The sequence below is a fragment of the Nonomuraea turkmeniaca genome, from assembly GCF_005889735.1.
Classification (GTDB): Bacteria; Actinomycetota; Actinomycetes; order Streptosporangiales; family Streptosporangiaceae; genus Nonomuraea; species Nonomuraea turkmeniaca.
The window spans coordinates 1-12,959 of sequence record NZ_VCKY01000279.1 but is presented as its reverse complement, the minus strand read 5'-3'; the positions used below and the strand labels follow the sequence as shown (position 1 = coordinate 12,959).

Here is a 12,959-nt window from a genome sequence, read left to right as displayed (position 1 = left end):
GTGCGGGAAGGGCTGGCGAGGGCGGGGTCGGTGTCCGTGTGGTCGGCGAACCAGTCGTAGGGGGCGGCGTCGTCGCCCGGCACCTCCCAGGGCTGCGCGTCGTCACGCACCGGCTCGGGCCGCTCGGGCAGCTGGGGTGGCGGTCCCTTGAGTACGGGAACGACGGACAGCGTCTCGCCGTCGTCCGCCTCCTCGGAAGGCGGGAACGGCGGTGGAACGTCTCGCCCGTTGGTCTGGCCGAAGCTCGGCGGTGGCGTCGCAGGTCTGGCCGAGCCGGCGGCCTCCCTGTGATCGTGCTCGGACCCGGGTTCCTGACCACGCATAGGGCGAGCCTAGCGAGAGTAGCGAGATCGTTATGTCGGTATGGGCGTACCCAGAGGCATCCTGCATCCCGTTTGGGGGCTTAAGGCATGCAAAGCCGGGTTACGTCAGCGGGCTGCCGGTCACCGAACGGTTGTCCAAGGCCTTGAAGACAGTGGCCCCGGTGATGTCGTCGATGGCCTGGAAAAGCCGCTTGGAGCCCTTCTTGTCGGGCTTCGTGCCGTCCTTGTTCTGGAACCAGACCATGATCGCGTAGTGGCCGTGCGTCCAGATCTTGGTGCCTCCGCTGCCCGAGCCGAGGAATTTGGTGACACTGTCCTTACCTGTCAGCGGCTTCACGTAATTCTTGTCGTCGCCGCTCTTGGCCACCTTGCCCGCCGTCTTGCCGGTCGTGAGGTTGGCCACGCCGACCGTGCCGATCACCTTGCCCGACTTGTCACGGAAGCTGGCCCGGACGAGCTGGTTGCACTTGCCGTCCTTGAGCGCCTTCTGCAGCTTGTCGCCCAGGGCGCCGTCGGTGCACTTCTTGTCCTTGCTGGTGATCGTCATCTCGTACGCCCGGCCGGAGACCGTGAACGTCTTCTTCGACCCGAAGATCTCCTTGACCGTGATCGCCTCGGGGTCCATGGAACGGGACTCCGCGAAGCCGTACTTGCCGGGCGGGACCGAGACCAGCGGCGCGGACGTCCGGCGCGGCTCGGCGGTCTCGGCGGTGCTGGGGCCGCCGGCGTTCCACATCACCGCCAGGCCGCCACCGAGCAGCCCGAGCACCACCACGCCGCCGATCGCGAACCACAGCGGGGCGCGCGAGCGCGGGCCCTCGTCGTACGGGCTCCAGCCGATCCTGCTCTGCGGGGCCCTCTCGGTGTCCTTGCTCTGCGAGGCCTGCTCGGAGTCGTCGGCCGCCCGCTCCTTGCGAGAGCGGGAACGGGAGCGGCGCGAGGTTGGGGCCGTCTCCTGTTGGGGGGCGGGCGGCTCCTGCGGGGGCCCTCCCGTGCCGGAGCCCTGCGGGCCGCCTCCCATACCGGCTCCCTGGGGCGTGCCTCCGAAGCCGGGTCCTTGCGGAGCGCCTCCGAAAGCGGACCCCTGCGGCGCGCTCCCGGTACCGTTCGCCGGCGGGGCGCCTCCCATGCCGGACCACGGCGGCGGGCTGCCCATCCCGTAGGGGGCGCTGCCCGTGCCGTTCTCACGTTCGTCGGGAAAAGCCATGCGGCGACATTACCGTGATGGGCGTCATTGGGTTCCGAAGTCCTGAGTCCACCACGGGCCGTTCGGGCCGGAGGCGACGCCGACGCCGATGGCCTTCAGCCGGCAGTCCAGGATGTTCTTGCGGTGGTCGTGGCTGTCGAGCCAGCCACGCACCGCCTCGTCGGGGCTGCCGTATCCGGCGCCGATGTTCTCGGCCGCGCCGTAGCGGTATCCGGCGCGCTCCATGCGGTCCCACGGGGAGGCGCCGTCGGGGGAGTTGTGCGTGAGCTGCCCCATCCTGGCCATCTCCAGCGAGTGTGTACGCGCCGAGCGCATGAGCCCCTGCTCGACCCTGAGCGGCCCGCAGCCGTGCTTGGACCTGGCCGAGTTGGTGAGGGAGACGACCTTGGCGGCCATGCCGGGGATCACCGCGACGGACGGGTGCTCGCCGGTGAACAGCTGGGCGGGGTCGTCCGGGGAGTCGTAGCCGGGGATCTGGCCGTTGGGCGTCTTGGAGGTGGGTTTCGGGGTGCCCGCGCCACGCGGGATCTTCTTGGTCGTGACCTCCCGCGGCACGCTCTCCAGCTGCTGCAGCGCCTTCTTCGCCACCGTGGGCGCGGGGTTGGCCGTGGCGGCGGCGGGCGGGGCGGTGCCGTTGAGGTAGATGCGCGGGTCCGGCTGCGGGTCGTCGGTCAGCCGGCCGATCAGCACGCCGGTGAACAGAACCGCCGCCATGAGGCAGGTCAACACGCCCAACTGACTCCGGCGCCGAGCGCCCCGCTGGGTTGGCCGGGTGTGAGAGTTCTGCCACATACCGCGGTCAACGATAGAGATGTCTGGTCCTGGGAAAGAAGGGGTCCCAGGGAAACGAAATCGAACCGTTCTGCGGTCGGGTAGACTCGTGCGAGGTTACCGGTCTTTTGACCTGCGCGCCTTCTGGCGGGTAGCCTAATCGTTCGTTGTGTGCATAGGTCCAGCGCGACCAATGCGCGGCGCGTCCGGCGTCATCTCCCGTATCGAGGAGACGGAAGGTCCGGGCTGCCGTGTGCCCGCACCGACCGACCAAATGTAGCTGTCGCATCCGACAGCGCCGAAGACGCGAGCATAAAGAAGGCTACGACCGTGCGCACGTACTCACCGAAGCCCGCCGACGTCCAGCGTCAGTGGTACGTCATCGACGCGACCGATGTCGTGCTGGGCCGGCTGGCCAGCCACGTCGCGACCCTGCTCCGCGGCAAGCACAAGCCGATCTTCGCCAACCACGTCGACACCGGTGACTTCGTCATCGTCATCAACGCGGACAAGATCGCGCTGAGCGGTAACAAGCGTGAGCAGAAGAAGGCCTACCGCCACTCGGGTTACCCGGGCGGTCTGCGTTCCGTCAGCTATGGCGAGCTCATGGAGAAGCGGCCGGACAAGGCCGTCGAGAAGGCCGTGAAGGGCATGCTGCCGAAGAATTCCCTCGGCCGGAAGATGGCGAAGAAGCTGAAGGTCTACGCGGGTTCTGAGCACCCGCACCAGGCCCAGCAGCCGGTGCCGTTCCAGATCACCCAGATCGCCCAGTAGTAGTCCGAAAGAGTTAGAGGAGAACCGTGGCTGAGCCCACTGGTGTCGAGACGGCCGTCGAGGCCGAGCTGGAGGAGTTCTCCGGCGAGGACTTCCCGTCCGAGTACACCACCGAGTCCGCTGCCAGCGCCGAAGCGCCCGTGCGTAAGCCCGTCACGACGGGCAACTCGTACGGCACCGGCCGCCGCAAGGAAGCGATCGCCCGTGTGCGCATCGTCCCCGGCACCGGCAAGTGGACGATCAACGGTCGTTCGCTGGACGCTTACTTCCCGAACAAGGTCCACCAGCAGATCGTCAACGAGCCCTTCGTGGTGCTCGGCGCCGAGGAGGCGTTCGACGTCATCGCGCGCATCGACGGCGGCGGCGTGACCGGCCAGGCCGGCGCGCTGCGCATGGGCCTGTCCCGCGCTCTGGCGGTCCTGGACGTCGAGGTCAACCGGCCGCCGCTGAAGAAGGCCGGCTTCCTCACCCGTGACGCTCGCGCCACGGAGCGGAAGAAGTACGGCCTCAAGAAGGCCCGCAAGGCTCCGCAGTACAGCAAGCGCTAAGTTGGCGCGCCTTTTCGGCACCGACGGGGTACGCGGGGTCGCGGGTCGCGACCTCACGGCTCAGCTCGCCATGGACCTGTCCGTGGCGGCGGCTCACGTCCTCGGCGATGCAGGCGCGTTCGCCGCCACCGGACGCCGTCCGGTGGCGGTCGTGGGCCGGGACCCGCGTGCCTCGGGAGAGTTCCTCGAGGCCGCTGTGGTCGCCGGCCTCGCGGCGTCCGGAGTGGATGTGCTGCGCCTCGGCGTGCTGCCCACCCCGGCCGTCGCCCACCTCACGGCCGCGCTCGGCGCCGACCTCGGCGTCATGTTGTCGGCGTCGCACAATCCGGCGCCGGACAACGGCATCAAGTTCCTGGCCAGGGGCGGCTTCAAGCTGTCCGACGCGGTCGAGGACGAGATCGAGCGGCGGCTGGGCGAGGACTGGACCTTTCCCGTCGGCTCCGGCGTGGGTCGTGTGCGGGACGCGTACGGCGAGGCCGACCGCTACATCTCGCACGTCCTGACCACGATGAGCGCCTCGCTCGACAGCCTCAGCGTGGTGATCGACTGCGCTCACGGCGCCGCCCATATGGTGGCTCCCGAGGCGCTGGTACGCGCGGGCGCGCGGGTCGAGGCCATCGGCGCCCGGCCTGACGGCCTCAACATCAACGCCGGCCACGGCTCCACCCACCTGGACAAGCTCCAGCAGGTGGTCGTGTCGCGCGGGGCCGACCTGGGCCTGGCCTACGACGGCGACGCCGACCGCTGCCTGGCGGTCGACCACACGGGTGCGATCATCGACGGCGACCACATCATGGCCATCCTCGCGGCCTCCATGCACGACGAGGGCGAGCTGGCCAAGGACACCGTGGTCGCGACCGTGATGTCCAACCTGGGGTTCAAGCTGGCGATGCGCGATGCGGGCATCACCGTGGTGGAGACCGCGGTGGGCGACCGTTACGTGCTCGAGCGGATGAAGTCCGACGGCTACAACCTGGGCGGCGAGCAGTCGGGCCACGTCATCATGCTGGACCACGCCACCACCGGCGACGGCCTGCTCACCTCGCTCCACCTGCTGGGCGTGGTGGCCAAGGCGGGCGCGCCGCTGAAGGAGCTGGCCTCGGTGATGACGCCGCTGCCGCAGATCCTGATCAACGTCAAGGACGTCGACAAGGGCAAGGCCTCCGTGCCCGAGCTCGTCGAGGCCGTCGCCTTGGCCGAGGCGGAGCTGGGTGAGACGGGCCGGGTCCTGATCCGGCCGAGCGGCACCGAGCCGATGATCCGCGTCATGGTCGAGGCCGCGTCGGAGGAGCACGCCACGCAGGTGGCGGGCCGCCTCGCGGACGTGGTCCGCAAGGCCTGCACTTCCTGATCGGGTACGGCACGTTCGTGTGCCGTACCCGATCTTTATTCGTCGCCGGTGAGTGAGAAGGCGCGCAGGCGCAGGCCGGCCCACAAGACGCCGCCGACGGTGACGAAGATCAGCGCCGGGACGGCGAAGCTCAGCGTGACGTCGGCCCTGAGGAACGGCGAGGCGGAGATCTGGTCGGCGATCGTCGTGGCCCAGTGCTGGATCGAGAACTTGCGCGCACCGGGGATGAAGCCGCCCACCACGCTCTCCCACACCAGGGCGTAGATGACGCCGATCGTGACCGCGTGCCGGGTGACGACGCCCAGCAGCAGGAAGACGGCGGCGTAGGCGATGCCGGCCACCAGGGCGCCCAGCGCGAAGCCCGCGGCGATGCCGTCCTCGTTGCCGATCAGGAGCCAGGCCGTGAAGTACGTGGGCACGGCGCCGAACACCGCCATCAGCGAGGCCGCGACCAGGAACTTCGTCTGGATGATCAGCGGGCGGGAGATCGGCTTGGACATCAGGTGGATGATGGTGCCGTCGTCGATCTCCGGGGCGATGACCCCGGTGCCCGCGATCACACCGAGCAGCGGCAGCATGGTGCCGATGGCGAATTTGGACATGAGCTCCACGGCCGTGTCCTGGTCGGCCTCGCCGACGAGGAGGAACAGTACGGCCAGGCCGATGAGCGCCAGGGGCAACAGCAGGAGCAGGATGATCCGGCGACGGCCCAGCAGAGCGCGGTAAGTGATGCCCGCGACCACGGTATTCATCAGGTGCTCCGGTTGATCAGGTAGGAGAAGACGCTCTCCAGGTCCTCGTCCGCAGGGGAGACCTGGTGCAGGCGTACACCTTCCGCCTGGGCGAGCTTGGGCAGGAGCCGGGCGAAGCGGCGGAACTCGGTGGCCTGGACCTCGAGGCCGTCGGGGCGGAGCGTGATGCCGCCGGCCGAGTGGTCGCGGATGAGGGCGGCGGCGAGTTTCCTGTCGTCGCTCGAGCGGATCATGAACAGGTGCGGCCGGTCGGTCATCAGCCGCCTGATCTCGCGGAAGTTGCCCGACGCCGCGTGCCGCCCGGCCACCAGCACCTCGATGTGCTGGGCGACCCGTTCGACCTCCTCCAGGATGTGGGAGCTGAACAGGATGGTCTTGCCGGCCGTGCCCATGGCGCGGATCAGGTCCATCAGGTGCAGGCGCTGGCGCGGGTCCATGCCGTTGAACGGCTCGTCGAGCAGGAGCACCGGCGGGTCGTGGACGAGCGCCGCGGCCACCTTGACGCGCTGACGCATGCCCTTCGAGTACGTCTCCACGCGGCGGTCCTTCGGCTCCTCCATCTCGACCGTGGCCAGGGCCTTGCGGGCGGCCTCGATCGGGTCGGGCAGGCCGTGGAGCTTGGCGGCCGAGAGCACGAACTGCCAGCCCGTCAGGAAGCCATACACACCCTCCCGTTCAGGGACCAGACCGATATTTCGGTAAATATGGTGGTTCTTCCAGACTTTGGCGCCCTCCAGCGTCACCGTGCCGCCTGACGGCGACAGGAAGCCGGCCATCATGTGCAGGAGCGTCGACTTGCCGGCGCCGTTGGGGCCGAGCAGCCCGGTGACGCCGGGGCCGATCGTCATCGTGACGTCGTTGACCGCCACCACGTTGCCGTACCAGCGGGACACCTGCGAGAGCTCGATCTTCATCGTGCGGCCGCCTTCCTGTAGCGCAGCGCCAGCGCGGCCAGGCCGATGCCGATCAGCACCACCAGGATCACCGCCGAGGCGGGGCCGTTGGGGTAGGTGCCCTCGATGGAGTGCGGCGGGGTGTTGAACAGCCAGGATTGCACGGAGTCCACCAGCCAGAACGGGTTCAGCAGCCACGCCCAGGAGGCGGCCGACTCGTTTCCGGACTCGGCGAATATGCCGTAGACCATCGGCACCGACGCCGACGACAGCAGGTAGACGACGATCACCGAGGCCACGCCGAGCCCGCGCCGCGGCGTGAAGGAGGCCAGCGCCAGCCCGAACACCGACAGCAGCACCGCCAGCACCAGCGCCATGAGGAGGGCGCCGGCGTATTCGCCGGTGGCCGGCGGGCCGGGCATGTCCACGACGAGCTCGCCGACGTAGACCAGCGTGAGGGGCACCGCGACGAGCAGGAACAGCGCCACGGTCATCGCGGCCACCTTGGCGCTGACGTACTCGACGATCGAGACGGGACGCGACAGGTACAGCGGCAACACACGGTACCGCAGGTCGGGCGCGACGACGGCGGGGGCCTGTGAGGCCAGGAAGATCGCCACCACGGCCTGCATGACGACCGCGAACCCGCTGTACGCGATGCCGCGCTGCTGTGCCAGGGCCATCATGGCGATGTTCACCACGGCAGGCAGCAGCATGATGACGAACAGGGCGAACGGTATGATCTTGCTGCGGGCCGGACGGCCGAGCCCGAAGACGCCACGCAGACTGTGCAGGGTCAGCGCCCTGGTCGAGTAGCCGGGTCCGAGCCTGGGGCCGTCGTAGTGGCGGTATCCGATGTCGTAGATCTCAGACACCCGCGACCTCCTCTCTGAAGACGTCCTCGATGCGGTGACGTCCCTGCTCCAGGCGGATCAGGCAGAGGTCCAGGTCGGCGGTGGCGTCCCTGATCATGTCGTACGTCTCGGGTCCCAGCACCTTGACCACCAGCATGCGGCCCTGCTGCGAGACCGTCTGCCCGCGCTCCGCCAGGCGGGCGGCCAGCGGCTCCGTGCCCTCGTCGACCTCGACCGTGACGGTCTGCGTGGCCTGCGTGAACTCGCCGATGGCCGAGGAGCGCAGGAGCCGCCCGGCGTCGATGACGATCACGTGGTCGCAGATGCGTTCCAACTCGCCCAGCAGGTGCGAGGTGACCAGCACGCTGATGCCGAACTCGGTGCCGATGCGCTTGATCAACATGAGCATCTCGTCGCGGCCACGCGGGTCGAGGCCATTGGTCGGCTCGTCGAGGAAGATCAGCCTGGGGTCGTGCACCAGGGCCTGAGCCAGCTTGACACGCTGCTTCATGCCCGTGGAGTAGCCCCCGATGGGGCGGTAGCGCTCTTCGGCCAGGCCGACGTGGCGCAGCACGTCGGCGGCGCGTTCGCGGGCGGCGGTGCGTGGTAGCCCGGACATCTGTGCGAGGTGGACGACTAACTCGGTGGCGGAGACGTCGGGCGGCAGGCATTCGTGCTCCGGCATGTAGCCGACGAGCCTGCGGATTTCGGCGCCCTGGGAAGTGACGTCCAGATCGAGCACGCGGGCCGCGCCGCCGGTGGGCGGCAGCAGGCCGAGCAGGATCTTGATCAGCGTCGACTTCCCCGCGCCGTTCGCCCCTACCAGTCCGGTCACCCCGGGTCCCACGGTGACCGAGAGCTGGTCGACCGCGGTGACGGTGGGGAAACGTTTGGTCAGCCCCTCGGTGGCGAGGATGTGCATGTGCCGGACCCTACCTGGGCGGTCAGGCTCGTCGCCTCGGTCATACGGATGAACGTCGTCCTACTTGAGGCCAGAATTTGTGCTGGACCACGAGTGTCACGGTGCCCGAGATCACCATGCCCAGGATGTTGACCGCGAGCTGCGAGACCGAGGGCGCGACCTCGTGCCAAGCGCCCAGCGCCAGCGCCACCGCTATGTGGCCGGCGGCCGGGACTGTGGTCACCGAGATGAAGACGCCGATGAGGGCCGACGACTTGCCCGCCGTGATCGACAGGACCCCGGCTGTGCCGGCCAGCAGCGCCACGATGAACGACCACTTGTCGAGCTTGACGATGAATTCCATCTCGGGGTTCGTGTCGAGGTTGTGGATGTCGATCCAGCCGAGCCAGGCGGAGACGAGAGCGCAGGCGAAGGTGATGGCAATGGCCACCGCGAACCCGACGACCAGCGTCTTGAAGGCGGTGGTGATCAGACGCCACTTACCACGGAGCAAACCGAAGCAGATGGCCGCGACCGGGCCGAACTCCGGGCCGAGCACCATCGCGCCCATGATCAGGACGAGCGAGTTCTGCAGCACCGCGATGCCCGCGAGCTGGGTGGCGATGGCTAGGAAGGCGAGGTATGCCCACGTGATGCGGGCGTCCGCCGACACCCGCTGCGCCAGCTCCTCCCAGATCACCGCGTCGTCGGGGGCGCCCGGCGCCTCCTCGACCGCGTCGGTCGCGACCTTGGACAGCGAGAGGTCGACCTGCTCGGCGGCGATGGAGCCCTCGTCCTGCAGCCAGCCGAGCCGGCCGATCACCTCGTTGGCCGACTCCCTGGCCGCGTCGCACAGGACCACGTCACCCCGCGGCTGGCGGGCGGCGCCGGGCAGGACGACGATGTTGGTGACGCCGGGGCTGTTCTGCAACACCGCCGTCACCTCATCGGTCCGGGCGGCCGGGCTGATCAGTCGCAGATGTAGCACGCGCCCATTGTCGTCCATCCAACGTTGACGGCGTTTTGATACGCGTACACGAGGCTGCCTCACATGATCCGGTACAGGTGTCACAAGCACGGCGAGGGAGCGCCGCCGCCTGGCGAGGGAGTGCCGTCGCCTGGCGGCGGCGTATGGCGACCGAGCCCGCCTCACGGAGTGAGGCCATGAGCGGGGAGCGGCGGGAGCGGAGCGACCAGAGCGGGGGAGGGTGGTGGCGTATGGCGATCGAGCCTGCCTCATCGGGTGAGGCCATGGACGCGGAGGAGTGCTGGTTCGCCGGCGTCGACGACCAGGAGTGCTGGGGCAGGTTCGCGCGTTACCTCTTCGAGGAGGCGTTCAGGTCCGGCGAAGGCGTACCCGCCGCACCGAGTGGTCGGCGCCCTTCTTCAGCACGAGGTCGGCGCGGCCGCGCGTGGGGGCGATGTTCTCGACCAGGTTGCGCTCGTTGATGTCCCGCCAGACGTTGACCGCGAAGGTGGTGGCCTCGTCGTAGGACATATCCGCGATGTACCGGAAGTACGACTTCGGGTCCTCGAAGGCGGTCCGGCGGAGCTTGTGGAACCGTTCGACGTACCAGGTGCGAATGTCCTCGACCTTGGCGTCGACGTAGATGGAGAAGTCGAAGTAGTCGTTGACGGCGAGGGAGGTGGGCGGGGCGGGCTGGAGGACGTTGAGGCCCTCGATGATCAGGATGTCGGGACTTTTCACGGTCTGGGTGGCGCCGGGGACGATGTCGTACTCGAGGTGGCTGTACACCGGCGCCTGCGTCTCCGCCGACCCCGCCTTCACCTCCGCCACGAACCTGACCAGCGCCCGCCGGTCGTAGCTCTCAGGGAAGCCCTTGCGATGCATGATCCCCTTGGCCTCCAGCACCGCGTTCGGGTAGAGGAAGCTGTCGGTCGTGATCAGCTCCACGTGCGGATGCTCGGGCCAGCGGGCCAGCAGGGTGTGCAAGAGCCGCGCCGTCGTGGACTTGCCCACCGCGACGCTGCCCGCCAGGCCCAGGATGTAGGGGACACGCTCCTCGGGATGCCCGAGGAACGCGCTCAGCACGCTGCTGCGTTGCTTGGATCCGGTGAAGTGCAGGTTGAGCAGCCGGGTCAGCGGGAGATAGATGTCGGTGACTTCGTTGAGGTCGATGGGGTCGTCGACGCCGCGCAGCTCTTCTAGCTCTTCGGCGGTGAGAGTCAAGGGCGTGTTCTTGCGGAGCTCGCTCCACTGCTCCCTGCTCAGTTCCACGTAGCCGTTATTCACCTAGGCAGCGTAGCGATCGACGGCAAACCGGCCTGCGGGTGGGTGTGTCCACAAGCTGTGGATAAAGACGTGGGATTACCGAGACAGAGTTCGGGGAACGACGAAGGGTCTTGGCGAAATCGTTATGCAAGGGTTGGAGGGCGGCTACTGTCTCCCGGTGTGGACCGTCGACGCTTCATCGCCAATGTGGTCGCCGGCATCGCCGGCCCCTTCGCGGGGGTCGCCTGCGCCGGGGCCCAGGGTGGCGCCCAGGCGGCGCCCGGCGGCTACGGGCCGCTCCGTCCCGTACCCGACCTGCGTGACGGCAAGGTACGGCTGCACCTGCCCGAGGGGTTCAAGTACCGGTCCTTCAGCGCCGCGGGTGAGAAGTTCAGCGACGGGTCCACCGTGCCGGGGCGGCACGACGGCATGGCGGCGTTCTCCGGTCCCGGCGACAGCGCGATCCTGATCCGCAACCACGAGGTCAACGGTCCCGTCGGCGCGTTCGGCGACAAGGACAAGGCCTACGACCCGATGGCCGGCGGCGGCACGTCGACGCTACGCGTGACCCGCTACGGCGAGGTGATCAAGAGCGCGCCGTCGTTGAACGGCACGATGATGAACTGCTCGGGCGGCCCCATGGCCTGGCGGGCGTGGGTGACCTGTGAGGAGACGGTCAACGGCCCCGACGTGGCCGACGACTTCTCCGGTGGCGACAACGCCAGGCTCACCAAGAAGCACGGCTACATCTTCGAGGTTCCGGTCGGCCGCACGGCCACGGCCCGGCCGATCAGGTCGGCGGGGCGTTTCCCGCACGAGTCGGCGGCGTTCGACCCGTCGTCGGGCGCGATCTACCTGACCGAGGACAATTTCGACTTCCCCTCCGGGTTCTACCGGTACCTGCCGCCGAAGCACCCGGTGATGGCCGGGAAACTGCTCGACGGCGGCCGGCTGCAGATGCTCGCCGTCAAGGACGCCAAGCGCAAGGACCTGTCCCTGGGGCAGGACCCCGGCGCCGCGTACCCCACCGTGTGGGTGGACATCGACGACCCCGACCCCGACTTCCGCGGCAAGCCGTCCAACGACGAGGTCGTGCAGGCCGTCGGCCGGCAGGGCCGGGCCGAGGGGGCGGCGATCTTCTCCAGGCTGGAGGGCGCGGTCTTTCATCAGGGGACCATTTACTTCGTCTCCACGCAGGGTGGGGAGACCGATCCCGCCGACCCGCCGCCGTCCGGGTTCGGCAAGGGCCGGGGGCAGGTGTGGGCGTACGAGACGTGGAGCGGCCGGCTCAAGCTCGTCTACGAGTCGCCGCGCTCGTCGGCGCTCGACCTGCCCGACAACGTGACGGTCAGCAGGCGCGGCACGCTGGTGTTGTGCGAGGACGGCGAGGGCGACAACTACCTGCGCGGGCTCACCAGGTCGGGGAGGATCTTCGACTTCTGCCGCCTGGCGCCGATCCCCGACGACCCCGGCGCCGAGTTCGCGGGCTCCACGTTCGGGCCCGGCGGCCACACCCTGTACGTCAACGTCCAGGCCAAACAGGGCAGGTCCATCGCGATCTGGGGCCCGTGGGAGCGCGGGCTGTTCTGAGTAACCTAGGACGGTGATCCTGGGTATCGGCGTGGACGTCGTGGACATCGCCCGCTTCGAGGCGGCGCTCGAGCGCACGCCGCAGCTGCGCGAGCGGCTGTTCACCGAGGTCGAGCGGCCGCTTCCGGTGCACTCGCTGGCCGCCAGGTTCGCCGCCAAGGAAGCCGTCGCCAAGGCGCTCGGCGCGCCCAAGGGACTGGGGCACCTGGAGGCGGAGGTGCGCTGCGACGAGCTGGGCAAACCGGAGCTGCACGTCACCGGCAGGGTCGCCGAGGTCGCCTATGACCTCGGGGTCAAGCGCTGGCATATCTCGCTCAGCCACGACGCGGGCGTGGCCGTGGCCTATGTGATCGCGGAGGGATAGCTTCGGATCATGCGCGACGGCATATGGCGACCGAGCAGCCGAACGGAGTGAGGCCATGAAGACCGCCTACACCGCCGACCAGATCCGGGCCGCCGAGCACGTGCTCATGGCGAAGCTGCCGCCGGGCACGCTCATGCAGCGGGCCGCCGCCGGGCTCGCCGCCGTCTGTGCCGACCTCCTCGGCAGCGTGTACGGAAAACGTGTCGTGCTCCTGGTCGGCAGCGGTGACAACGGCGGCGACGCGCTCTACGCCGGGGAGCGACTGGCCAGGCGTGGAGCGTGGGTGGGCGCCATCCTGGCACGGGCCGTCGCCGCACTCCGCGGTGACCTCGCCACCGCCATCACTCAGGAGGGCCGACCATGAACGACGTCTTCGACACGATGAAGGAGTCGATTGA

At 68.8% G+C, this 12,959-nt stretch carries 13 protein-coding genes and 2 pseudogenes; 6 read left to right on the top strand and 9 right to left on the bottom strand.

Translation table 11 applies throughout. The features are described from left to right. From ETD86_RS46925 to ETD86_RS46915, 3 genes and pseudogenes are all read right to left on the bottom strand, one after another. Positions 1 to 323: pseudogene (locus tag ETD86_RS46925) on the bottom strand (hypothetical protein); the annotation flags it as partial. A 100-nt stretch (positions 324 to 423) separates the two neighbouring features. Continuing rightward, a complete protein-coding gene (locus tag ETD86_RS46920; RefSeq protein ID WP_138673105.1) occupies positions 424 to 1,344 on the bottom strand; it encodes a hypothetical protein in 921 nt (306 codons plus the stop codon). A gap of 210 nt (positions 1,345 to 1,554) precedes the next feature. Continuing rightward, the gene (locus ETD86_RS46915) at positions 1,555 to 2,244 is read right to left on the bottom strand and encodes a CAP domain-containing protein (protein WP_170223655.1); all 690 of its coding nucleotides are present in this window, start codon (positions 2,242 to 2,244) and stop codon (positions 1,555 to 1,557) included. 387 nt (positions 2,245 to 2,631) lie between these two features. Between ETD86_RS46915 and rplM the strand changes: the two genes are divergently transcribed. The 3 genes from rplM to glmM are packed head-to-tail and all read left to right on the top strand — an operon-like array spanning position 2,632 to position 4,974. Continuing rightward, complete coding sequence (gene rplM / locus ETD86_RS46910) at positions 2,632 to 3,075, top strand: 50S ribosomal protein L13 (RefSeq protein ID WP_138673103.1); 444 nt, start codon at positions 2,632 to 2,634, stop codon at positions 3,073 to 3,075. Positions 3,076 to 3,101: 26 nt separating this feature from the next. Further along, positions 3,102 to 3,623, top strand: a complete 522-nt coding sequence (gene rpsI, locus ETD86_RS46905; protein ID WP_138673102.1) for a 30S ribosomal protein S9 — start codon at positions 3,102 to 3,104, stop codon at positions 3,621 to 3,623. A 1-nt stretch (position 3,624) separates the two neighbouring features. Then, the gene (gene glmM / locus ETD86_RS46900; RefSeq protein ID WP_138673101.1) at positions 3,625 to 4,974 is read left to right on the top strand and encodes a phosphoglucosamine mutase; all 1,350 of its coding nucleotides are present in this window, start codon (positions 3,625 to 3,627) and stop codon (positions 4,972 to 4,974) included. A 35-nt stretch (positions 4,975 to 5,009) separates the two neighbouring features. On the opposite strand, the gene ETD86_RS46895 is transcribed toward glmM, so the two are convergent. From ETD86_RS46895 to coaA, 6 genes are all read right to left on the bottom strand, one after another. After that, positions 5,010 to 5,726 (bottom strand): ABC transporter permease subunit, encoded by a 717-nt coding sequence (locus ETD86_RS46895; RefSeq protein WP_138673100.1) that lies wholly within the window; start codon positions 5,724 to 5,726, stop codon positions 5,010 to 5,012. Further along, positions 5,726 to 6,640, bottom strand: coding sequence for an ABC transporter ATP-binding protein (locus ETD86_RS46890; protein ID WP_138673099.1), 915 nt, complete (start codon positions 6,638 to 6,640; stop codon positions 5,726 to 5,728). The genes ETD86_RS46895 and ETD86_RS46890 overlap by 1 nt, the downstream gene beginning before the upstream one ends. After that, positions 6,637 to 7,494 carry an ABC transporter permease gene (locus tag ETD86_RS46885; protein WP_138673098.1) on the bottom strand — a complete coding sequence of 286 codons (858 nt, stop codon included), beginning with the start codon at positions 7,492 to 7,494 and terminating at the stop codon, positions 6,637 to 6,639. The genes ETD86_RS46890 and ETD86_RS46885 overlap by 4 nt, the downstream gene beginning before the upstream one ends. Continuing rightward, positions 7,487 to 8,395, bottom strand: a complete 909-nt coding sequence (locus ETD86_RS46880) for an ABC transporter ATP-binding protein (protein ID WP_138673097.1) — start codon at positions 8,393 to 8,395, stop codon at positions 7,487 to 7,489. The genes ETD86_RS46885 and ETD86_RS46880 overlap by 8 nt, the downstream gene beginning before the upstream one ends. Before the next feature lie 40 nt (positions 8,396 to 8,435). Then, positions 8,436 to 9,362 carry a DUF389 domain-containing protein gene (locus ETD86_RS46875; protein WP_138673096.1) on the bottom strand — a complete coding sequence of 309 codons (927 nt, stop codon included), beginning with the start codon at positions 9,360 to 9,362 and terminating at the stop codon, positions 8,436 to 8,438. Positions 9,363 to 9,710: 348 nt separating this feature from the next. After that, complete coding sequence (coaA, locus tag ETD86_RS46870; RefSeq protein WP_138673106.1) at positions 9,711 to 10,613, bottom strand: type I pantothenate kinase; 903 nt, start codon at positions 10,611 to 10,613, stop codon at positions 9,711 to 9,713. 174 nt (positions 10,614 to 10,787) lie between these two features. On the opposite strand from coaA, the gene ETD86_RS46865 reads away from it, so the two are divergent. From ETD86_RS46865 to ETD86_RS46855, 3 genes and pseudogenes are all read left to right on the top strand, one after another. Continuing rightward, complete coding sequence (locus ETD86_RS46865; protein WP_138673095.1) at positions 10,788 to 12,197, top strand: alkaline phosphatase PhoX; 1,410 nt, start codon at positions 10,788 to 10,790, stop codon at positions 12,195 to 12,197. A 13-nt stretch (positions 12,198 to 12,210) separates the two neighbouring features. Further along, positions 12,211 to 12,561, top strand: coding sequence for a holo-ACP synthase (locus tag ETD86_RS46860; protein WP_138673094.1), 351 nt, complete (start codon positions 12,211 to 12,213; stop codon positions 12,559 to 12,561). A 55-nt stretch (positions 12,562 to 12,616) separates the two neighbouring features. Continuing rightward, positions 12,617 to 12,886, top strand: a pseudogene (locus ETD86_RS46855) (NAD(P)H-hydrate epimerase); the annotation flags it as partial. Positions 12,887 to 12,959 lie beyond the last annotated feature (73 nt).